At 67.0% G+C, this 21,194-nt stretch carries 16 protein-coding genes and 2 tRNA genes; 7 read left to right on the top strand and 11 right to left on the bottom strand.

Annotation, left to right across the window (positions count from 1 at the left end; all coding sequences use genetic code 11):
- Window positions 1-14: 14 nt before the first annotated feature.
- Window positions 15-998: a diacylglycerol/lipid kinase family protein gene (locus tag ACVWYS_RS04920; RefSeq protein ID WP_456508559.1), complete on the bottom strand. Its 984-nt coding sequence runs from the start codon at window positions 996-998 to the stop codon at window positions 15-17.
- Window positions 999-1,139: 141 nt separating this feature from the next.
- Between ACVWYS_RS04920 and ACVWYS_RS04915 the strand changes: the two genes are divergently transcribed.
- From ACVWYS_RS04915 to ACVWYS_RS04900, 4 genes are all read left to right on the top strand, one after another.
- Entirely contained in the window at window positions 1,140-2,126 is a 987-nt protein-coding gene (locus tag ACVWYS_RS04915) for a J domain-containing protein (RefSeq protein WP_456508558.1), read from the top strand.
- A 22-nt stretch (window positions 2,127-2,148) separates the two neighbouring features.
- On the top strand, window positions 2,149-2,616 hold the full coding sequence (locus ACVWYS_RS04910) for a tRNA (cytidine(34)-2'-O)-methyltransferase (RefSeq protein WP_344367396.1): 468 nt from the start codon (window positions 2,149-2,151) through the stop codon (window positions 2,614-2,616).
- Between the two features lie 337 nt (window positions 2,617-2,953).
- Window positions 2,954-3,559 carry an ECF RNA polymerase sigma factor SigK gene (gene sigK / locus ACVWYS_RS04905; protein ID WP_091249146.1) on the top strand — a complete coding sequence of 202 codons (606 nt, stop codon included), beginning with the start codon at window positions 2,954-2,956 and terminating at the stop codon, window positions 3,557-3,559.
- A gap of 10 nt (window positions 3,560-3,569) precedes the next feature.
- On the top strand, window positions 3,570-4,454 hold the full coding sequence (locus ACVWYS_RS04900) for an anti-sigma factor (protein ID WP_344367262.1): 885 nt from the start codon (window positions 3,570-3,572) through the stop codon (window positions 4,452-4,454).
- Window positions 4,455-4,563: 109 nt separating this feature from the next.
- Here ACVWYS_RS04900 and ACVWYS_RS04895 read toward each other — a convergent pair whose 3' ends face one another.
- The 6 genes from ACVWYS_RS04895 to ACVWYS_RS04870 all read right to left on the bottom strand — a co-directional run bounded on the left by ACVWYS_RS04895 (window position 4,564) and on the right by ACVWYS_RS04870 (window position 11,151).
- Complete coding sequence (locus ACVWYS_RS04895; RefSeq protein WP_456509140.1) at window positions 4,564-5,967, bottom strand: GntT/GntP/DsdX family permease; 1,404 nt, start codon at window positions 5,965-5,967, stop codon at window positions 4,564-4,566.
- 45 nt (window positions 5,968-6,012) lie between these two features.
- Window positions 6,013-6,543, bottom strand: coding sequence for a gluconokinase (locus ACVWYS_RS04890; protein ID WP_456508557.1), 531 nt, complete (start codon window positions 6,541-6,543; stop codon window positions 6,013-6,015).
- A gap of 75 nt (window positions 6,544-6,618) precedes the next feature.
- Window positions 6,619-7,398 (bottom strand): PIG-L deacetylase family protein, encoded by a 780-nt coding sequence (locus tag ACVWYS_RS04885; RefSeq protein ID WP_456508556.1) that lies wholly within the window; start codon window positions 7,396-7,398, stop codon window positions 6,619-6,621.
- 3 nt (window positions 7,399-7,401) lie between these two features.
- Window positions 7,402-8,355, bottom strand: a complete 954-nt coding sequence (locus ACVWYS_RS04880; RefSeq protein WP_456508555.1) for an electron transfer flavoprotein subunit alpha/FixB family protein — start codon at window positions 8,353-8,355, stop codon at window positions 7,402-7,404.
- A gap of 16 nt (window positions 8,356-8,371) precedes the next feature.
- Window positions 8,372-9,172, bottom strand: a complete 801-nt coding sequence (locus tag ACVWYS_RS04875; protein WP_456509139.1) for an electron transfer flavoprotein subunit beta/FixA family protein — start codon at window positions 9,170-9,172, stop codon at window positions 8,372-8,374.
- A gap of 257 nt (window positions 9,173-9,429) precedes the next feature.
- Entirely contained in the window at window positions 9,430-11,151 is a 1,722-nt protein-coding gene (locus ACVWYS_RS04870; RefSeq protein WP_456509407.1) for a trypsin-like peptidase domain-containing protein, read from the bottom strand.
- Window positions 11,152-11,445: 294 nt separating this feature from the next.
- Here ACVWYS_RS04870 and ACVWYS_RS04865 point away from each other — a divergent pair, with 294 nt between their 5' ends.
- From ACVWYS_RS04865 to ACVWYS_RS04855, 3 genes are all read left to right on the top strand, one after another.
- Entirely contained in the window at window positions 11,446-13,488 is a 2,043-nt protein-coding gene (locus tag ACVWYS_RS04865) for a TPM domain-containing protein (RefSeq protein WP_456509406.1), read from the top strand.
- Window positions 13,489-13,635: 147 nt separating this feature from the next.
- Window positions 13,636-14,424 (top strand): PspA/IM30 family protein, encoded by a 789-nt coding sequence (locus ACVWYS_RS04860; RefSeq protein WP_344367256.1) that lies wholly within the window; start codon window positions 13,636-13,638, stop codon window positions 14,422-14,424.
- 170 nt (window positions 14,425-14,594) lie between these two features.
- Window positions 14,595-16,019: a cryptochrome/photolyase family protein gene (locus ACVWYS_RS04855; RefSeq protein ID WP_456509405.1), complete on the top strand. Its 1,425-nt coding sequence runs from the start codon at window positions 14,595-14,597 to the stop codon at window positions 16,017-16,019.
- Between the two features lie 130 nt (window positions 16,020-16,149).
- Here ACVWYS_RS04855 and ACVWYS_RS04850 read toward each other — a convergent pair.
- The 4 genes from ACVWYS_RS04850 to ACVWYS_RS04835 form a co-directional block, all read right to left on the bottom strand.
- A tRNA-Met gene (locus tag ACVWYS_RS04850) sits at window positions 16,150-16,226 on the bottom strand.
- A gap of 211 nt (window positions 16,227-16,437) precedes the next feature.
- Window positions 16,438-16,511: transfer RNA gene (locus ACVWYS_RS04845), tRNA-Met, on the bottom strand.
- 177 nt (window positions 16,512-16,688) lie between these two features.
- Window positions 16,689-19,688, bottom strand: coding sequence for a UPF0182 family membrane protein (locus ACVWYS_RS04840; protein WP_456508552.1), 3,000 nt, complete (start codon window positions 19,686-19,688; stop codon window positions 16,689-16,691).
- 214 nt (window positions 19,689-19,902) lie between these two features.
- The gene (locus tag ACVWYS_RS04835; protein ID WP_344367249.1) at window positions 19,903-21,051 is read right to left on the bottom strand and encodes a YlbL family protein; all 1,149 of its coding nucleotides are present in this window, start codon (window positions 21,049-21,051) and stop codon (window positions 19,903-19,905) included.
- Between the last annotated feature and the right edge of the window lie 143 nt (window positions 21,052-21,194).

Here is a 21,194-nt window from a genome sequence, read left to right as displayed (position 1 = left end):
GCTGCGCAACGACCCTACGCCAGCACGCGGAGGGCGCGCGGAACCACCTCGATGGTCACGGGAAGCGCGCCAATCCGCTCGCCGTCGGCGTAGGCCACGACGTTGCCGGCGGTGAGTTCCACCTTCCGGACCCGGCGCAGGTGCACGGCGGGGTGGTCCACGTGCCGGCCGGAAAACACCTTGGGGAACACGGCCAGCAGGCCGGTCCGGGACACGCGGCTGACAATGAACAGGTCCAGGAGCCCGTCGTCCAGGACGGCCTCCGGGGTGATCCTCATCCCGCCGCCGATCGACTGGCCGTTGGCCACGGAAATCAGCATGGCGCCCTGCTGCCAGCTTTCGCCGTCGGCCGTCACCGTGTAATTGATGGCCCGGAACGACGCCAGCTCACGGAGCATGGCGAGCTGGTAGCGGATCGTGCCGCGCGGCCAGCGCCAGGCATTTGCCCGCTCGTTGACGGCGGCATCGAAGCCGGCCGAAACCACGCCCGCGAACCAGCGGGATGTTCCCCCGGCGGTAACCCGGCCGGCGTCGATCATCCTTCCGCCGCCGGCCAGGGACTCCAGCACCCGCTCGCAGGCCGCCGGGAGGTTGTGCCGCGGCAGACCCAGCGCCCGGGCCGTATCGTTGCCCGTTCCGGTCGGAATGATGCCAAGCGGCACATGGCCGCCGATTCCGCCCCCTGCATCGGCTCCGGCGTGGGTCCCCGCGCCGGCGCCGTCCGCGACGCCTGCCTCGACGCGGGCGCCGGGGATGGCCCCGGCACCGGCGAGCGCATTGAGGCCGAGGTGGACCATGCCGTCGCCGCCCACCACCACGAGGGCATCCACGCCTGAGTCCAGCGCCCGGTCAACGGCCCGGGCCAGTCCGGCATAGCTGTCCTCGCACAGCAGCAGGACATCCGCCCCGGCCGCGCGGAAGTGCGCCGCGGCGTCCCTCCCGGCATGCCGCGCCCGGCCAAAGGCTGCACGGGGATTGACGGCGAGGGCGATGAGCATGCGCTGAATTATGCCAGCCGCCGGGAACCATCCCGGTACACGCGCTCGTTGTTCCTCCAGCCGGTTAAACTGGCCACGTCGGTCGCCCGCGAACGGTCCGGCGTCTTGACCGCCGGCACCATCAATGAAAAGGATTTCTGTTTGACGCAGGGCAGCAGCTCGCATTACCAGGTCCTCAGGATCCCCGTGACGGCGACGGACAAGGAGATCAAGGTCGCGTACCGCAGGGCCGCACGGCTCGCCCACCCGGACCACGGCGGCGATCCCGCAGCGTTCCGGCGCGTCACCCTCGCCTACGAGACCCTCATCGACGCAAAGCGCCGCGCAGACTACGACCGCTCGTACGGCAGCGGCCCGGGCGGCCCCTACGCGACGGCCGCCGACGACGAGGGCGCCCACTTCGACGCCCCGGCCGCGGGCAGCAGGGCTTCGGCCAATGTGCGCCGCCCGAACACGCCACGGAATACCGCGGCGGACGCGCCCGTCTATGTTCCGCCCTTCGACCAGTATGGCGACGGCACCGCGGTGCCGCTGATTCCCGCGGACGTGGCGCGGCAGCAGGTCCACGGGATGCCCCGCAAACGCGGGATCTTCGGGGCCGAGGCCCGGATTCAGCGGGAGATGCGCACGGTGCAGCTCATCAGCCGGCAGGTACTGACCGCCATTCCGTCGGCGCGTCTGGTCAACGGACTGCAGTCTCCTGCGGACAACAGCCACATCGACCACGCGCTCCTGGCCGGCTACCGGCTCGCGATCATCGGTTCCATGCTGCTGCCGCCCGGGGCCTATGCGTGGAACGGCAGCACATTGACACATGGCGGTCGGTCAGTGGCCCCGCCCCAGCTGGCCCACGTTGTGCGCCGGATGCAGGACATTTTCCCCGAGCTCAATGTGACCGGCTGGATTGTTGTCCACAGCACGGACGGCAATCTGCACCAGCCGGTCATCGACCGGCACCGCCGCGCGCCCAGCGGCCAAGGCGGCGCCTACGGGGAGAGCTCGGGGCTGGTCGAGGTGGTCAACGCCGCAGGCCTGGCCCGCGGCCTGAAGCAGTTCCTCAGCTCGGGCCCGGCCCCCAACACCGTCAACGTTCCCGTGCTGGCCCGGCTGCTGCGCGGAATGCACTAGCCCGGCTGGCTAGGATGGGATGGTGTTCCGCATCCTCTTCCACACCCCCGAAATCCCCGGCAATACGGGAAACGCCATCCGGCTGGCAGCCATCACGGGCGCCGAGCTGCACCTGGTGGAGCCCCTGGGCTTTGATTTTTCCGATGCCAAGCTCCGGCGCGCCGGCCTGGACTATCACGACCTCGCCGTGGTGACCGTGCACCCGGACATCGAGGCGGCCTGGGCGGCGCTGAAGCCTGAGCGGGTGTTTGCCTTCACGTCCGACGGCGAAACCACCTACACAGACATCCGTTACCGCGCGGGGGACGTCCTGCTGTTTGGCCCTGAGTCCGTGGGCCTGCCGGAGGAAATCAAGCACAGTCCCCATGTGACGTCGCGGGTCCGCCTGCCGATGCTGCCGGCCTTGCGGTCACTGAACCTTGCCAACGCGGCATCCATCGCCGTCTATGAGGCGTGGCGCCAAAACGGGTTCGCCGGGGCCAAGCTGTAACGGATCTCCCCCGACCGGCCGGCCGGCCGGTCAGGGCCGGCGGCCGACCCGCAGGGAACCCCACCGGGAGCCCGCGCACGAAGAATCCCGCAGGTTCCGCCCATCCGGGCTTCCGGCTGCGCCGAATCTCTTCTGAAGGCCAAAGCGGTTTCTGAAGTCGGCCGCGCGAGCGATCGCCACAGCACATCGTGGCGGGACAACGGAAGGGAGGGAGGAGCGGCGGGTGAGAACAACACATCTGGAGCGGCGCCCTGCCCACGAGGCAACGGCGGCCCGCGAGGCGCAGGCTGACCATACTGGCCCCCGCACTGCGGCTGGCGCCTTATGCTTGGGGGTGATGGAAACTCCGAACGCCCCGAACCCCGAGGCCGCCGCCCCCGCCGGCACTTCCGCCGACATCAACAGCCGGCTCGGCAGTCTGCTGGAACTGATTGCCCAAGGCGATCAGGCAGCTTTCGCGGAATTTTACGGCCTCACCTCCCGGCGGGTATTCGGCATGGCACGCCGGGTCCTGATCGACACCGAGCTCAGCGAGGACACCACCCAGGAAGTCTTCCTTCAGGTTTGGCAGAACGCCGCCAAGTTCAATGCCGCCGCCGGCAGCCCGCTCGCCTGGCTCATGACCATCTCGCACCGCCGCGCCGTGGACAAGGTCCGGTCTTCCCAGTCCGCCACGGACCGCGAAGCCAAGTATGGTGCCAGCAGCCAGGAGATCGAGCACGATTCCGTCTCGGACGAGGTCGGCAGCCGGCTGGAGGCCGAGGCAGTGGTCCGGTGTCTGGAGACCCTCACCGATACGCAGCAGGAGTCCGTGCGCCTGGCCTACTACGGCGGCCTCACCTACCGGGAAGTCGCCGAGCGGCTGAATGCCGCGGTTCCCACCATCAAGTCCCGCATCCGCGATGGACTCATCAGACTGAAGACCTGCCTGGGGGTGAGCTGAATTGGCCGACATGAATGCACATGACAACAACCGCCTCCCCGGCGGCTTCACGGAGCACATCGCCACCGACCTGACGTCCGGCCGCGTCGCGGATCTTGCCGAGGTCTATGCCCTCAACGCCGTCGACGACGCCGAACGCGCCGAGATCGAGCATTTCCTCGCCTCCGCACCGGCCGCGGACCGGGATGCCTTCAACGAGCGCGTCCGGCAGGCCCGGGAGACCCTGGCCACCAGCTTCACCGCGGAGGAGGAGCCTCCGGCCGGGCTGCTGGAGCGGATCATGTCCTCTTTGCCGGCGCAGGCGGCAGGGCAGTCCCCCGCCGTCGTAACCCGCGCCGGTTCGGAGCCGCAATTGACGCCTGTGGTGCCGCATCCGGTACGCGACGCCACCGGACTTCCGGTCACTGACGAACTCGGCGCCGCCCGCAAGCGCAGGGAGGAACGCCGCCGCCCGCAGGGCATGCGGAACTGGCTTGTCGGGGTCGCCGCCGCGGCCGTCATCGCCCTGGGGGGCGTGGGCGTCAGCGCGTATGTGGCGAACCAAAACGACCCGCTGAACCAGGTGATGCAGGCCAGCGACGTCCGGCAGGCCACGGTTGACGTCAACGGAGGCGGCACCGCCACCCTGTCGATTTCGCCGTCCAAGGACGCCGCCGTTATCAAGATGAACGGCGTTCCGGCTCCCCCCGCGGGCAAGGTGTACCAGATGTGGCTGATCCCCAAGGACGGCTCGGCTCCGGTGTCCCAGGGCCTCATGGATGCCGAAGCTTTGTCCAAGCCGGCCGTCGTCAAGGGCATTGGCTCCGCCGCGGCCCTCGGCATCACCGTGGAACCCGCGGGCGGGTCCGCGTCGCCGACCCTGCCGACCGTCGCCGCCGCACCGCTGGGCGCGTAGCAGGACAATCGAGCAGGAAACAAAAGCCGCCCGGGCCGTGGCACCTTCCGTAGAAGGAGCCAGGGCCCGGGCGGCTTCCTGCGTCCAGCGCAGCTGGATTCAGACGCGGCTAGATGACGAGCGAGAGCAGCATGATCAGGCCGAAGCTCACCACGGAGATCAGAGTCTCCATGACGGACCAGGTCTTGAACGTCTGGCCCACGGTCAGCCCGAACAGTTCCTTGACCAGCCAGAAGCCGGCGTCGTTCACATGCGAGAAGAACAGCGATCCTGCACCGATGGCGAGGGCCAGCAGTGCGGCGTGGGTCGGTGGCAGCGAACTGGCCAGCGGTGCCACGATCCCGGCGGCCGTCACGGTAGCGACCGTGGCCGAGCCCGTCGCCAGCCGGAGGGCGACTGCCACGATGAAGCCGAGCACGAGGACGGACATGTTGGTCCCCTCGGCCCAAGCCTTCACAGAGTCACCCACGCCGGCACCGATCAGCGTCTGTTTGAAGCCGCCACCGGCGCCGACGATCAGGAGGATCCCCGCGATGGGGCCGAGGCTCGCACTGATCCTGCTTGTGATCTTGCTGCCGTTGAGCCCGACGGCGTAGCCGAAGGTCACCATGGCCAGCAGGACGGCAAGCGTCATTGCGACGAGCGGCTGTCCGACGAAGTCGAAGAACGTACGGATGGCCGGGGCGGTCTTGGGGTCAGGCCAGATGATGTCCATGACGGCCTTGAGCAGCATGAGCACCACGGGGAAGATGATGGTCAGCAACGTGACCAGGAAGCTCGGCGGGCGCTTGACGCCTTCCATGTCCGCGCCGTGCACGGTGTCGATGCCGCCGGCGACGGCGGGGGCGCCCACGGGCACCCACCGGGCTGCCAGCCGGGAGAAGAGCGGACCACAGATGATCACCGTGGGGATGGCGACGAGGATGCCAAGGGCCAGGGTGGTGCCCAGTTCAGCCTTGACGGCACTGATCGCGATCAGCGGTCCCGGGTGCGGCGGCACCAGGCCGTGCAGCACGGACAGGCCGGCCAGCGCCGGAATGGCGATGCGCATGAGCGGCATCTTCGAGCGCTGGGTGACCAGGACGATCACGGGCAGCAGCAGGACGAGACCGATCTCGAAGAACATCGGCAGGCCGATGATCACGGCGACGAGTGTGATCATCCAGACCAGCTTGTTGCCGGTGGCCTTGGCCAGGAGGGTGTCGACCACCCGGTTGGCGCCGCCGGAGTCGGCGAGCAGTTTGCCGAGCATCGCGCCGAGCGCGATCAGCAGGCCGACTTCCTTCAGGACACCGCCCACGCCGTCTTCGAAGTTGGCGATCACCTTGGCCGGGTCCACGCCGGCGGCCAGGCCCACGAAACCGGAGCCCAGCACGAGGGCCAGGAAGGGGTGGAATTTGAACTTGGCGATCAGTACGACGATCAGGGCGATGCCCAGACCGGCGACGATCAGTAGTTGGGTGTCGATGCCGGTCCCGGCCTCGACGGCAGCCGGAAGCTGCGTTGCTATCAGAGATTTCACAAAAATTCCTTGGTCGGCTGCGGAACGCGGGAAGGCTCAGGGCCTGGCGTCGGCAGCGTCGAGATTAAGTCGGGTGATGATTTCCTGTGCCTCTTCCGCCGGCGTTGCGGAGACGGACAGGGCAATGAAGTTTTCGTCCGCGGTGGGCGCTTCGAGCGCCTCGAACTGGGACTCCAGCAGGGCGGGCGGCATGAAGTGCCCGTGGCGGGAAGCCAGCCGGTCCGAGATCTTGTCGCGTGATCCCTCAAGGAACACAAAGACCACGCCTTCGCCGCGCAGGATGTCCCGGTAGCGCTTCTTGAGCGCCGAACAGGTCACAACTCCGGGAGCTCCGGCTTCTGTGTGGGTGCGGATCCAGTCGGCAATGCTTTCCAGCCAGGGCCACCGATCCTCGTCGGTCAGCGGCTGGCCGGCATGCATCTTGGCCACATTCGATTCAGGGTGCAGGTCGTCGCCCTCGGCGAGATCCCAGCCCAGCCTGCCGGCCAGTAGTCCCGCAACGGTCGATTTGCCCGATCCGGAGACCCCCATGATCACGAGAACGGGGTGTTGCGCAGTCTTCGCCATCAAAGTCTGCCTTCCATCAAATAAATATGATTTAAACAGAGGCCAGCATATGGCAGAGGGTGTGCTGCGGCAACACTAGAATCCGGCGATGGTCCCCGGGCCGTTGACTGTGACGACGTGGAAGGCCTCGGCGCTGCGCCCCGCCGGCAGCCCGCCGCGCGCCCCGGTGCTCAGCATGAGGCCGCGGACCGTGCGCTCCATGGCATCGACGTCGGGGTGCTGGCTGACGTGGATGTGGATGGCGGCAAGCTTGCTGTCGACATGCTCCGTGACGTCAACGAAGTGGTTTTCGCGTTCTTCGGGCCCGGCGAAGAGCCAGAGCCAGGGCAGTTTGTAAGCCTCCAGCCCGGACTCGGCCAGTTCCGGATACGCGAAGGGGTTTTCCAGGGCCGGGTATACGGCGCGGGTCACGGCCTCCCCCACGGCCAGGTGGTCCGGGTGGCTTTTCTGGATGCGGTTCCAGTTGCGCTCCGGATGCATCGACAGCACGACGTCGGGCCGGAGCTGCCGGATCAGGCGCACCACTTCACGCATCACCTCATGCGAGGGTTCAAGATAGCCGTCGCGCTGGTGCAGGTAGTGGATGTCCGTGACGCCGACCAGGGCGGCCGCGCGCTGCTGCTCCTCGATGCGCAGCCGCACGATTTCGTCGCGCTGCGCGGGATCGAAGCCGCCGGCGTCGCCGTCGGTCATGATGCAGTAGCTGACCTGGACTCCGGCGGCGGTCCAGGCCGCAATCGTGCCGGCGGCGCCGAAATCAATGTCGTCCGGGTGGGCCGTGAAACAAAGCACCCGCTCGATCCGGGAAGTCTCCGGATCGAGCGGGCTCTGCGCCGGGGCGGCGTTGGGGCTCATGGGTCAGCCTTTGCGCTTTTTGATTTCTGCGGTGGCCTGGGGCAGCACCTGGAAGAGGTCGCCCACAATGCCGAAGTCCGCGATCTCGAAAATCGGCGATTCGGCGTCCTTGTTCACGGCGACGATCACCTTGGCGGTCTGCATGCCGGCCTTCTGCTGGATGGCGCCGGAGATGCCCGCGGAAATGTAGAGCTGCGGCGAGACGGTCTTGCCGGTCTGGCCGATCTGCGCGTCGTGGCCGATCCAGCCGGCGTCCGTGGCCGCCCGCGAAGCGCCGATGGCCGCGTCCAGGGCGTCGGCGAGTTCCTCGAGCGGGCCGAAGTTGCCGTCCACGCCCCGGCCGCCCGCCACGACGATGCGCGCCTCGGTCAGATCCGGGCGCCCGCTGGCAGGCTTTTCGTTACGTGCCGTGACGCGGGCGGCGGCCGCGGTGGCGCCGGCCGGAAGCTGGACTGTGACGGCGTCCGGCGTCGTAGCGGACACCGCGGGCTCCGGCGTGACGCTGTTGGGCTTTACGGTCAGCACGGAAACGGGCGTCGTGGCCTTCGCGGTGGTGGTGTAGGACCCGGCCAGCACCGACTTGTGCGCGGTTCCGTCCGGATCGACCGCCACGACGTCGGTGATGACGCCGGCGCCGAGCCTGATGCCGAGCCGGGCGGCGATCTCCTTGCCCTCCGCCGAGTTCTCGGTCAGGACGACGTCGGCTCCGGCCGCGTCAACGGCTGCGGCCAGGAACGCCGCCTTGGGTCCCACGAGGTAGTCGTCGAGGTCTGCGGCGGACGGGCGGTACAGCGCCTCGGTGCCGTAGGCAGCCAGGGCCGCGGCGGCATCTGCATGCAGCTCTCCGTTGACAGCGGCAACGGTCTCGCCCAGGGAGCGGGCGATCGTCAGCAGTTCCAGGCTCGACTTCTTTAGCGCCGGGCCGGGGTTGTCGATGAAAACGAGTACTTTTGCCATGTTCGGATTTTCCCCTTTAGAGCAGCTTCTGGGCGGCCAGGAACTCGACCAGCTGGATGCCGGCGTCGCCTTCGTCGGTGATGATGGTGCCGGCCGTGCGCGGCGGGCGGGCCTCGGCGGTCTCGACGGCGGTCCAGGAGCCGGACTTGCCCACCTGGGCCGTGTCGACGCCGATGTCGGCCAGGCTCAAGGTGGTGATGGTCTTCTTCTTTGCCGCCATGATGCCCTTGAAGTTCGGGTACCGGGGGTCATTGATCTGGTCCGTAACCGAGACGACGGCCGGCAGTTCAGCCTCAACGGTGTCCGCGTGCGTGTCGCCGTCGCGGCGGGCGGTGAGCTTGCCGCCGTCGAGCTCCAGAGACGCCGCAAAAGTCACCTGTGGAAGCCCCAGCCGCTCGGCGAGCTGCGCCGGGACCAGCGAGGTCTCGCCGTCCGTGGAAGCCATGCCGGTGATGATGAGGTCCGCGGGGGCGTCCGCGCCGAGGTGGCGGATGGCGGCGGCCAGTGCCAGCGAGGTGGCCGCGGCATCGGACCCGGCCAGGGCCTCGTCGCTGAGGTGCACGCCTTCCGTGGCGCCGATCTGGAGTGACTTCTTGACCGCGTTGACGGCAGCTGCCGGGCCCATGCTCAGGGCGATGACCTTGTTCCCGGCCGCTTCCCCGCCGCGGGACTCGATCAGCTGCAGGGCCGCCTCGAGGGCGTACTCGTCCAGTTCGGACAGGATGCTTTCGGAGCGGTCCGCGGTGTTGCCCTCGCCAGTGAGGTGGCGGTCGAACTGCGCATCCGGGACGTGCTTGACCAGCACAATGATTTTCAGGGTCTCTTCCACTGTGTCTACAGCAGCCTTCCATGCGGGTGGATAGCCGCCCCTGACGGGGTCATGGCCACGGAACGCCCGGTAGCCGGGCTCTTCCTAGCTAACCATATAGCTGCCGGGCCGCGCGGCCTGGGTTAACGCCTGTGTCAGCACCGTGCATGCGTCATGGAGGCGTCGTGCAGGTTCCCGGAACGGCAAAGGCCGGGCGGCACCTTTCGGTGCCGCCCGGCCTTTCTGCTGTATGTCGGCTACTGCTTCTATTGGTCGGCAGCGGTACCGAGGGTTACATCGACTTCCTTCGGCTGCCCGCCGCGCAGCACCGTGACCTTGACCGTGGCCCCGGCCGGTTGTTCGCGCACCGCGGCGGTCAGCTGGTTGGGATCGCTGATGGTCAGGTCCTGGAACTTCGTCACGACGTCGCCAACCTTGATGCCGGCCTTGTCAGCGGCCGAGCCGGGCTCGACGGTCGCGACCTCGGCGCCCACCGAGAATCCGGAGGAGGACGTTCCTGCCGCCTTGGCTTTCACGCTCACGCCGAACTGTGCGTGGGTGGCCTTGCCGTTGCTGATGATCTCCTGGGCCACGCGCTTGGCGTTGTTGATCGGGATGCTGAATCCCACGCCGATGTTGCCGCTGCTGCTGCCGGTGGCCGAGTCGCCGCCGGCGGAGGCGATCGCGACGTTGACGCCGATGATTTCGCCCTTCGTGTTCACCAGTGCGCCGCCGGAGTTGCCCGGGTTGATGGCCGCGTCCGTCTGGATGACGTTGATCGAGATGGATCCCTGGTCAGCGGTGCTCTGGGTCTGGCCGCCGCCCGGGGGTGCGAACTGGAAGCCCTGGTCACCGCCCTGGGAGTTGTCCGCCCCGCCCTTCGGCGCGGCCGAGGATGCCACGCTGATGGTCCGGTTCAGGGTGGAGACGATGCCGTCGGTGACGGTTCCGGTGAGGCCGAGCGGCGAGCCGATGGCGACGGCGGTGTCACCGACGTTCAGCTTGTTCGAGTCACCCAGCGTGGCCGGGACGAGTCCGGAGGGGTTGTCGATCTTGATCACGGCGAGATCGGAGAGCGGGTCGGTACCGACGATCTTCGCGGAGTAGACCTTGCCGTCGCTGGTCCGGACCTCCATGGTGGCGTTGGCGGCCTTGCCGTCGAGGGTTACCACGTGGGTGTTGGTCAGCACATGGCCGTCCGTGTCGAGGATGATGCCGCTGCCGGTGCCGCCGTCGCTGCCGCTGGTGGCCTTGATGGTCACCACGCTGGGGGAAGCTTTCAGTGCGGCGGCGCTGATGGCGTTGACGTCGTCCCTGTTGTTGACGATCACCGGCCCGGCCTGGCTCGTGTTGCTCGTGGAAGCTGTGGAGGTACGGTCGGCCAGCAGCGCGTTGCCGCCCGCCACCACGCCGCCGCCGATCAGGCCGGCCGCCACGATGCTGGCGATGAGGACAGGGACGCCGAACGCTGCCTTGCGCTTGGGGGCGTGAGCGGGGTTGTTCACAAAGCTCGCGCCGGGGGCATAGGCCGACGTCGGCTGGTTGCCGGGGTGGGCGCCGTAGGGCGCCTGGCTGTACGGGGAATGTGCTTGCTGAGCCTGGCCGTACGGGGGCTGGGCGGGCTGGCCATGACCCTGGCCGGGCTGGGCAGGAGCGCCGTACGGGCCTGCGTGCGGCGCGGGGGCACCGAACTGCTGGGTGTCGGCACCGGGGTGCTGTGGCTGGGAAGTCTGGGCCTGGGCCGGCTGGTGCTGCGGGTAGACCGGACGCGGCGCGCCGTCCTCGGCGCGGTCCAGCCGAAGCGTCGGGTTCTCGGGTGCCGGGCTTCCGGGTGCCGTCTCCGGGGTGTGCGCGCCATTCGGCTGCGCGGAGGCATTCGGCTGCGCGGAGGCATTCGGCTGCGCCGGGGCGCCCTCCTGCGGTTCGGCCGGTCCCCGGTTCTGTTGTGTCGGCTCCGGTGACGCACCCGGCACTGGGTTCTCAGTCATGAGACTTCCTTTCATCCTCGTCTGCCTATAACTATGGTCGCTCAGACTGATACTAGAGCGGACATTTGCTGGGAGGTTCCTGAACGGATGGACAGCGGCCTGATTGCCGGTTTGCCAGCTTAAGCGCTTTTCGCTGGTGGCATATTCCCCAAGGTGGACTGCCATTTGGGTGCACCATAGAATCAAATGGAATTGCCACAGCGACCTGCGGCTTTACATCTGCGTGGGGGCGCTGCTGCATTCTGTGACGGCTGGTTCGACCGAACCGGTCCCAGAAGTGCTGAAGGGTTGCACATGCGGTCTAAGTTGATTCGTTTCCTCGCCGTCCTTGGCGTGGCTGGATTGCTGGCGCTTCCCGCCGCTCCTGCCCTGGCCGAAGACCCGGTGACCATCCCGTCCGGGCAAAACATCGTTGACAGCGCAAACGTGCTCGGCAGCCGCAAGGGCGAAGTCCAGGACGCCATCCAGAAGCTCCTGAAGGACCACAAGTACAACCTGTACGTCGTTACGGCAAAGACGTTCGAGAACCCCTCGGACCCTAAGGCCTGGGCCGTGGCCGTGGCGACCAACAAGGGCATGGGCAAGGCCGACGTCATCCTCACCATGTCCGACGACGGCAAGTACTATTTCTCTCCCAACTCGGCCAGCGCCATCTACTCCAAGACGTCCAACATCACCCAAAACGCCATCGTTCCGAACCTGGCCGGCGGAAAGCGCGACTTCGCGCAGGCGGCGATTGATACCGCCGCTGCGGTCGGCGACGCTGCGGCCGGGGGCAGCGGCACTGTGCCGTCCGAAGCGGGGGCGGGCAACGGCGTCCTGGTGGGAGTCGGCGTCGTGGCCGTGGGCGGAGCGGGGGCCTACCTTTACTTCCGCAGCCGCCGCAAAAAGTCCGCCCAAGGTTCCGGCGCCTCCGGCGGAACCCAAGGTGCCCAGCAGGACCCGCTGGCGGGCCTTAGCGTGGCAGAGTTGCGACGCAAGAGCGATTCCCTGCTGATCGAGGCCGACGACGCCATCAAGTCCAGCGAGCAGGAACTTGGATTCGCCCAAGCCCAGTACGGTGACTCCGCGGTGGGTAACTTCACCAAGGCACTGCAGGAGGCCAAGGCCCACATGACGGAGTCCTTCAAGCTTCAGCAGCAGCTCGATGACCACATTCCCGATACCGAGGAACAGCAGCGGAGCTGGCTCGGGGAAATCATCCGCCGTTCCGAAGCCGCCCTGGCATCGCTGCAGGAGCAGAAAGCGGACTTCGATTCCCTGCGGGAGCTGGAGAAGAACGCCCCCGAGGCCCTTGCCGCCGTCGGCGCCGGAGCCGCGGAAGCCGAGGCAAAGATTGCCAGCGCCGAACAGTCGCTGACGGATCTGCGCGCCAAGTACGCCGAGAGCGCCCTAGTCCAGGTGGCGGACAATATCAAGCAGGCCAAGGAACGCCTCGACTTCGTGCAGAACGCTTCCACCGCGGCGAAGGAAAAACTCGCCGCTGGCGAAAACAGTCTCGCCGCCGTGGCCGTGCGCGCCGCGGAAGAAAGCCTGCACCAGACAAACGTGCTGATCGGCGCCATCACCAAGGTGGCCGACAGCCTTGGCGAGGCGCGCAGCGGCCTGGAAACCGCCGTCGTCGATACCGCCCAGGACCTGGCGCAGGCCAAGGCGATGATCCAGTCCGGCGCCCATCCGGAACTTTCGGGACCGGTCGCTGCCGTGGAAGCAGCCCTTGCCCAGGTCAAGGCGGAAATCCAGGGCGGCAAGATCGATCCCGTCGCCACGCTGGAACGGGTGACAGCCGCGCACCAGACCCTCGATGAGTCGCTCAGCGGAATCCGCGACCAGCAGGAACAGGCGCGCCGCGCTCAGGCCTCGCTGCAACAGACCATCACATCGGCCCAGGCCCAGATCAGCGCGACGTCGGACTACATCACCGCCCGCCGCGGCGGCGTGGGCACCGAGGCCCGCACGCGCCTGGCCGAGGCCCAGCGGAACCTGGACTACGCGCTTTCCATCTCCCGCAACGACCCCGTGACCGCACTGCAGTACGCGCAGCAGGCCTACGCTCTGGCGGCCCAGGCTGCGCAGCTGGCACAGTCCGATGTTGACCACTTCGGCGGCTACGCCAACCAAGGCTACGGGCGCGGCGGGATGTTCGGCGGCAGCGGCGGCGGAGGTCTCGGCGGCGCGATCCTCGGCGGAATCCTCATCAACTCGATCCTTCATGGCGGAGGCGGGGGTGGCGGCGGCGGCTGGGGCGGAGGCGGCGATTCCGGCGGCGGTTGGGGCGGTGGCGGCGACTTCGGCGGAGGCGGCGACTTTGGTGGAGGCGACTCCGGCAGTTTCTAGCCTTTTTGGCCCACGTGCCGCACGGCAACAGCCCCGAACCATTGGCGACGACGTGCCGGGCGCAACGGACCGGGCAGCGGATAGAAGAGACATATTAACGGTTCACTGGAATCAGTGAGACAACTGAGCAGGACGAAAGGTAACACCATGGTTAAGCAGTCCATCTTCGGCCGCATGGCGCAGCTGGCGAAGGCCAACATCAACTCCTTGCTGGACCAGGCCGAGGATCCGCAGAAAATGCTGGACCAGATGGTCCGTGACTACACGAACAACATTGCGGAGGCTGAGTCCGCTGTGGCACAGACCATCGGCAACCTGCGTATGCTTCAGGACGACTACAACGAGGACATCCGCAACGCCCAGGACTGGGGCAACAAGGCCCTCGCCGCGTCCCGCAAAGCCGACGAGTACCGGGCCAAGGGCGACGTCGGTGACGCGGAGAAGTTCGACAACCTCGCCAAGGTTGCACTGCAGCGCCAGATCGCCTCTGAAAACGAGGCCAAGTCCGCCGCGCCGAACATCGCGGCCCAGACCGAAGTGGTGGACAAGCTCAAGCACGGCCTTGACCAGATGAAGGGCAAGCTCAACGAACTGACCAGCAAGCGCAATGAGCTGGTGGCCCGGTCCAAGACCGTCGCGGCCCAGAGCCAGGTCCATGATGCCCTCAAGAGCATCAACATCATGGACCCCACATCCGAGGTAGGCCGCTTCGAAGAGAAGATCCGCCGCGAGGAAGCCAAGGTCCGTGGCCAACAGGAGCTTGCAGCCTCAAGCCTGGACGCCCAGTTCAATTCGCTGGAAGACATGGGCGAGCAGACCGAGATCGAGGCCCGGCTGGCCGCGATGAAGTCCGGCGGCTCCCCCGCGGCCATCGGCACCGGCAACGGTGATGCCTCCGGCTCCACGGTCGACGAGGCCGACTTCGACAAGCTCTAAACGGCCACCCGGCGCTTAGTGCCGGCGCCAAGGAACGAACCAGGGCCGGACTCCGGCGGCCCAGCCTGACACACCAGGTGCTGCCGCCGGGATCCGGCCCTTGCTGTGCCCGGCGTGTTGTGCCGGGCCTGTTGTGCCGGGCCTGTGGCTCCCGCGTGTAGCGTGGACCCATGTCTGCGACCCTTGTCTGGCTCCGTGACGACCTCCGGCTGGATGACAATCCTGCGCTGACGGAGGCCGCCGCCCGGGGCACACCCCTGACCGTTGTCTATGTCCTCGACGAGGAATCGCCCGGCGTCCGGCCGCTGGGCGGAGCCGTGAAATGGTGGCTCCATCACTCCCTGGCCGCACTCGCCGCCGATTTGGAGGCCGCGGGTTCGCGGCTGGTGCTCCGCCGCGGCCCTGCCGCGCAGATCATCCAGGACCTCGCCGCGGAAACCTCTGCCGACACCTTGCTGTGGAACCGCCGCTACGGTGCGCCCGAACGCGCTGTGGATGCGGGCCTGAAGACCTGGGCCACGGCGGAGGGCATCGGAGCCACAAGCTTCCAGGCCACCCTCATGTTCGAACCGTGGACCGTGCGGACCGGCAGCGGGGGGCCCTACAAGGTCTTCACGCCGTTCTGGAGGGCCTGCGTAGCCGGCCCCGAACCCCGCCTGCCCTTAGCGCCGCCGGGCCGCCTGCCGGCCCCGGCACGCACCGGCGACGGGCAGTTGCCTGCCAGCGAGCCGCTCGACGACTGGGGCCTGCTCCCCCGGCAACCCGACTGGAGCGCCGGCCTGGCCGCCACCTGGACACCGGGAGAAGCCGGCGCCCACAGCCGCCTGGCGGATTTCGTGGAAGGGCCCGCGGCCGAATACGGCACCGGCCGCGACATCCCCGGCGTCGAAGGCACCAGCCGGCTGTCCCCGCACTTGCGCTTTGGCGAAATCAGCCCGTTCCGGATCTGGCACACACTGCGCGAACACTTTGCGCCGGGAGCACCGGCCGACGTCGGGATCTTCCGCTCCGAACTCGGCTGGCGGGAATTCTGCTGGCAGTTGCTCTACGAGAACCCGGACCTGGCGACCCGGAATTACCGGCCCGAGTTCGACCGCTTCGAGTGGCAGCCGCCCTCGGGAGCCGAGCTGGCGGCCTGGCAGCAGGGCGGCACCGGTTATCCGCTGGTCGACGCCGGCATGCGCCAGCTCTGGCACACCGGCTGGATGCACAACCGCGTGCGGATGGCGGCGGCGTCCTTCCTGGTGAAGAACCTCCTGGCCGACTGGCGGCTGGGCGAGGCCTGGTTCTGGGACACTCTGGTGGACGCCGATTCCGCGAGCAACCCGGCGAACTGGCAGTGGGTCGCCGGGTCAGGCGCCGACGCTTCGCCCTACTTCCGGATCTTCAACCCGGTCACCCAGAGCAAGAAGTTCGACGCGGCCGGCCGCTACCTCCGCGAGTATCTCCCCGAGCTCGCGGCACTGGACGACAAGGCCGTCCATGAGCCTTGGAATGCCGACTGCGCCGCCCCCGGCTATCCGGCACCCATCGTGGACCTTGCCGAAACCCGGGCCAGGGCACTGGCGACCTACCAGCGGCTCAAGGACGGCTGAGGCCCGGCACCTGCCGCTACCGGGCCCGGGCGCGACCGCCGGACAACAGGTGAAGCGACGGGACAGGCAGGCAACGGAAAAGGCCCGGATCTGATGATCCGGGCCTTTCCTGTGCACCGCTGGTGCTTACTGGTTGCGGGGACAGGATTTGAACCTGTGACCTCTGGGTTATGAGCCCAGCGAGCTACCGAACTGCTCCACCCCGCGTCGCTTGATCAACACTACCGTACTTTCGGAGGCGCCATGACCACCTGCCCCCGCGGGCCCCTGCGCGGGGCCGATCCGGCACAGTCACGGAACGTGGCCGTGCACCAGGGCCTGGTGAGGGATTTGCGGCCGAGGGACACCACACAGCGGCCCGGAGCTTAAAACAAAAGGTCCGGAACACTGTTTCCAGTGTTCCGGACCTTTTCTCCAGTTGCGGGGACAGGATTTGAACCTGTGACCTCTGGGTTATGAGCCCAGCGAGCTACCGAACTGCTCCACCCCGCGTCGCACTATCAACTCTACCTGCCGGTGAACTTGAGGCCAAATCGAGGTGACGTGATGTGCATCTCGCCGCCCGTGTGAGCCGCCCTGAAAGCCCACAGGCCGGGACAGCCTCTTAGTGAAAGGCAGTCCCGGCCTGTGTGGCCTTCCGGGCAACGTGCGCCCGGTCCTATTGCAGCGTTAGCCGCCGGCTGTTGCTGACGGGGTGGCCGACGGCGTGGGTGACGCGACGCCTGCCGGTGCCGGTGTCGGCGTCGCTTCCAGCTTCGCTTCGGCTTCGAGCGCCTTCTGCAGGGCCGCCGCGAGCTTCTTCTGCTGGTCACCGTATGTGGCGAAGTCACCCTTGGCGAGGGCGTCCTGGCCCGCCTTGATGGCAGCGTTGGCGTCATCGAGGGCGGCCTTCAGCTCCGCTTTGGCATCCGTGGTTCCGGGAGCCGGCGTGGTGCCTCCCGGGGTGGCCGGGGCTTGTCCCTTGTTCGCCGAGTCCCCTGCCGCCGCCCCGGAGTTTCCGCCGAACAGCTGGTTCAGTGCCTCGTTCAGCGTCGGCGCGAAGCCAATCTTGTCGCCGAACGCCACGAGGACCCGTTGCAGTGTCGGGTAGGAGGTTTCACCCGTAGACCGCAGATAGACGGGCTGGACGTACACCATGCCGCCACCGACCGGCAGGGTCAGGAGGTTGCCGTTGAGCACCGCGGACGCACCCTGGCGGAGCAGGTTGAGGGCCTGCGAAACGGTGGGGTCGGAGTTGAACTTGTTCTGCGCCTGGCCCGGGCCGGGGACCTGGGTTTCCGGCGGGATCTGCAGGAGTCTGAGCTGGCCGTAGCTGGCCGCCTTGACGCCCTTCTGGTTGCCTGCGTCGGAGTCTGCGGCCAGATAGCCGTACAGCACGTTGCGGGCGTTTCCGTTGACCACCTGCGGGATGAACGACGAGGTCAGCTGGAACGCCGGCTTGTCCTGGTCGGGCATCTTCAGTGACATGTAGTACGGCGGCTGCTTGACCTCGTCCTGGACGGTGGGGTCGTTCGGGACGGACCACGCGTCATTGTTGGTGTAGAAGGCGTCCGGGTTGGTCACGTGGTAGCGGCCAAGAAGTTCGCGCTGGACCTTAAACAGGTCCTCCGGGTACCGTACGTGGCTCATGAGCGCACCGGACATCTCGGAATACGGCTTCAGGGCCGTCGGGAACACCTTCTGCCAGGCCTTCAGTACGGGGTCCTGGTCGTCCCACGCGTAGAGCGTGACGGAGCCGTCATAGGCATCCACGGTGGCCTTGACCGAGTTGCGGATGTAGTTCACCGAGCTGTTCGGCAGGGCTACCGTCCGGTTCGCGGCGGTCTGGGAGTCGGCCGTGGCGGCGGACAGCTGCTCCTGCTGGGAGTAGGGGAAGTACGGGCTGGTGGTGTACCCGTCCACGATCCACTTCACCCGGCCGTCGACGACGGCGGGGTAGGCGTTGCCGTCCACCGTCAGGTACGGTGCAACCTTCTCCACGCGGTCCCGCGGGTTGCGGTCGTAGAGGATCTGCGAGTCGGCGTTAACGCCGTCGGAGAGCAGCATGTCGGAGGACTGGAACTTGATCGAATAAAGGATCTTGTTGAAGAAGCTGCCGACGTTCGGGCCGCCGTTGCCGGTGAAGGTGTACTGCGTTTCGCCGTCGCCTTCCTTGGCCGCGGGCCGGTCCTGCTCACGGTGGGGTGCACCCTCCGGCGCGCCGACGATCGAGTAGTCTGGCGAGTTCTCGCCGAAGTAGATGCGGGGCTGGTAGGTCGTGTCGTTGCCGAGCACGCCGGTGGACGGGATGCCCGCCTGCAGGAAGTCCGGCTTGCCGTCCACGGTGAACGTGTTGCCCTTGGCCGCGACGACGCCATAGCCGTGCGTGTAGACCACGTGCCGGTTCAGCCAGGACTGCTGGTTGGTGGCGAGCCCGTCCGGGTTGAGCTCACGGACCGCGATGACCGTGTCCTGGGTCTTGCCGTCGATCTGGTAGCGGTCCACGTTCAGGGCCTTGGGGAACTGGTAGTAGGGCCGGTACTGCTCCAGCTGCGAGAACGCATCAGAGATCAGGTTCGGATCCAGCAGACGGATGTTGGCGGTGGTCTGGGCATCGGGGGCCAGTGCACCGGTGGTGGCGTTGGTGGTGGCGTTGTACCGACTTTCCTGGACCTTGTCCAGGCCGTAGGCGGCACGGGTCATGGCGATGTTCCGCTTGATGTATTCGTTCTCCAGTGTCTGCTCCGAGGGCCGGACCTGGAACTGCTGGATGACCCACGGGTAGACACCGCCGGCAAGGATGGCCGTGATGACCAGCATGGCGGTGCCGATCACCGGAAGACGCCACTTGCCGATCACTGCGGCGACGATGAAGAGCACGGCCACAAGACCTGCGGCCACAGCCAGGATGGACTTGGTCGGAATGACGGCGTTCACGTCCGTGTACAGCGCACCGGCCCAGCGGCCCCCGTTGTTTTGCACGGTGGAATAGCGGTCCAGCCAAAAGTTGACGCCCAGCAGCAGGAGGAAGGCGGCGCCCGTGACGGCCAGGTGGATCTGTGCGGCACGGCTGGTGAATATCCCGCGTTCCATGATCCGGATGCTGCCGTAGAGGTAGTGGGTCAGGATGCCGGCGAGTCCCGCGACCACCGTGACGCTGATGAGGAACCCGGTGACGAAGCCGAGGAAGGGAAGCGTCATGAGGTAGAAGCTGATGTCCAGGTTGAACTGCGGATCGTTCTGGCCGAACGGCTCCTGGTTCAGGAACAGGAGGACTTTTTGCCATTGGCTGGCGGCGGCGCTTCCGGCGAAAAGGCCAAAGAGGATGGGAATACCCACCATCACCACGCGCCGGATGGGTTCGAGCTGGGCCTGGTAGCGGTTCAGGTTGTCCCGGATTTCCGAATCGGGGGCATAGACCGGCCGCGCGTGGTAGGCAATGCGGATGGCGAAGAAGACGGCGGCAAACATGACGGCGAACCCGGTCAGGAAAATCACGATCTTGGACACGTTTTCGGTCAGGAACACTTCGAAGAAGCCCAGTTGCTGGTACCAGAGGACATCCGTCCAGACATTGGCGAAGAAGATGAATCCGACCACGATCAGGGCCACGATGATCAGCGTTGGCGTCAGGGCGCCGCGTCGTGTCTGGGGTCTTCCGGGCGGGACAGTGCTGGCGGGACGGGACAAACTCGGTACCTCATAGCTGGTCGTCTACTGCGGGTTTTTAGTTATTCGTCGCTGCTGTGATTCAGTCCTGCGACAAAGTGCCGTATTGCAGGGTTGATGCATTCTAACGGCCTCCTCCGCCGTTCCGTCAGTGCCCTACAGCAGGGTCCCGGACGGACGGCAGCGGCCGTCATTAGTGCCACGAGTGACGCGGGTGCTTAGTTCCGCGGCCAGTCTAGTTGCTGGTGCACACGGGGAGGCCTGATGTGTCGCCGCCTGAAGCGGCCAGTTCAACTGCTTTGCGTGCGTCCGTGAGGTTCTCCACCTTGACGACTTGAAGGCCGCCGGGAATGTGGCCCACCACGTCCTCGCAGTTGGAGGCCGGCGCCAGGAACAGCGTGGCCCCGCCGGACCGTGCCCCCTGCATTTTCTGGGCGATCCCGCCGATGGGCCCCACGGCGCCGTCGGGGGAAATGGTTCCAGTGCCCGCGATGTGCTTGCCTCCGGTCAGATCCCCGGGCGTGACAGTGTCAATGATGCCGAGGGCGAACATCATGCCGGCGCTGGGGCCGCCGACCTTGTCGAGGGAGATTTTGACGTCAAAGGGGAAGGTGAACTTGTACTGCAGTATGACGCCGAGGATATAGCGGCCTGCACTGTTCTTGGCCGGAGTGATGGTGGCGGGCACTTGGCTGCCGGCGCGGTCCACGATGACCTTGACGGGTTTGCCGTTGCCTGCGGCCAGTTCTGCCTGGACTACGCCAAGGGACGTGATGGGCTTGTCATTGATCGAGACCAGAACGTCGCCCGACTGCAGCAACCCCTTCGAGGCGGAGTCGTCCGGGAGCCCGGCGACCTGCATTTTCTGATCGAACGGGATGTTCAGTTCTTTCAGTGCTGCGGCCACGGCGTTCTCCTGGGAGGTGGTCATCGCCGTGGCGCTCTCCTGCTGGGATTGTTCCTTCGTCACCCCGGTCGGGAACAGCAGTTCCTGGGGGTAGACGGCCTTGGTGCCGTTGAGCCACGCCGAAAACGCCTCGAAGACGCTGACCGGACCGTTGGGGCCGCCGTCGACATAGACCGTGGTGAGATCCAGGTTGCCCTTGGCGGGAAAGGTCTCGTGGCCGGTGACGCTGATGACCGGTTTGCCGTTGTCCTCGCCGATGGTGTTGAACGTGGGCCCGGGAGACTCGACCACGTAGGGCACCGGCAGGCTCACCGCGGTGATGCCCAGCGCCAGGGTCAGCAGCCCCGAGACGAGCATGGCTGACGAGCGGTTGTCGCGCTTCCGCGGGGCGCCGGTGCCCGGAAGGCGGATCCTTCTGCCCCGGACCGGCCCGGCCGCGGGGTCGCTGGCGGGCTGCTCACCTTGGGTGATTGTCATTGAACGACCTCTCCGTGCCGGCGCGGGGGCGGCGGCCCTGACGGGATTCCTGACAGGACAATCCTGTCAGGACAAGCCTGCCAAGGCATCCTGACAGGACGCCTTGAGCCAGCACCGGGGCCACAGCCTAACCCGAGGCTGCC

The sequence above is a fragment of the Arthrobacter sp. TE12231 genome (assembly GCF_054062895.1).
The sequence above is the reverse complement of the archived record's forward strand: the minus strand, read 5'-3'. Positions and strand labels throughout refer to the sequence as shown.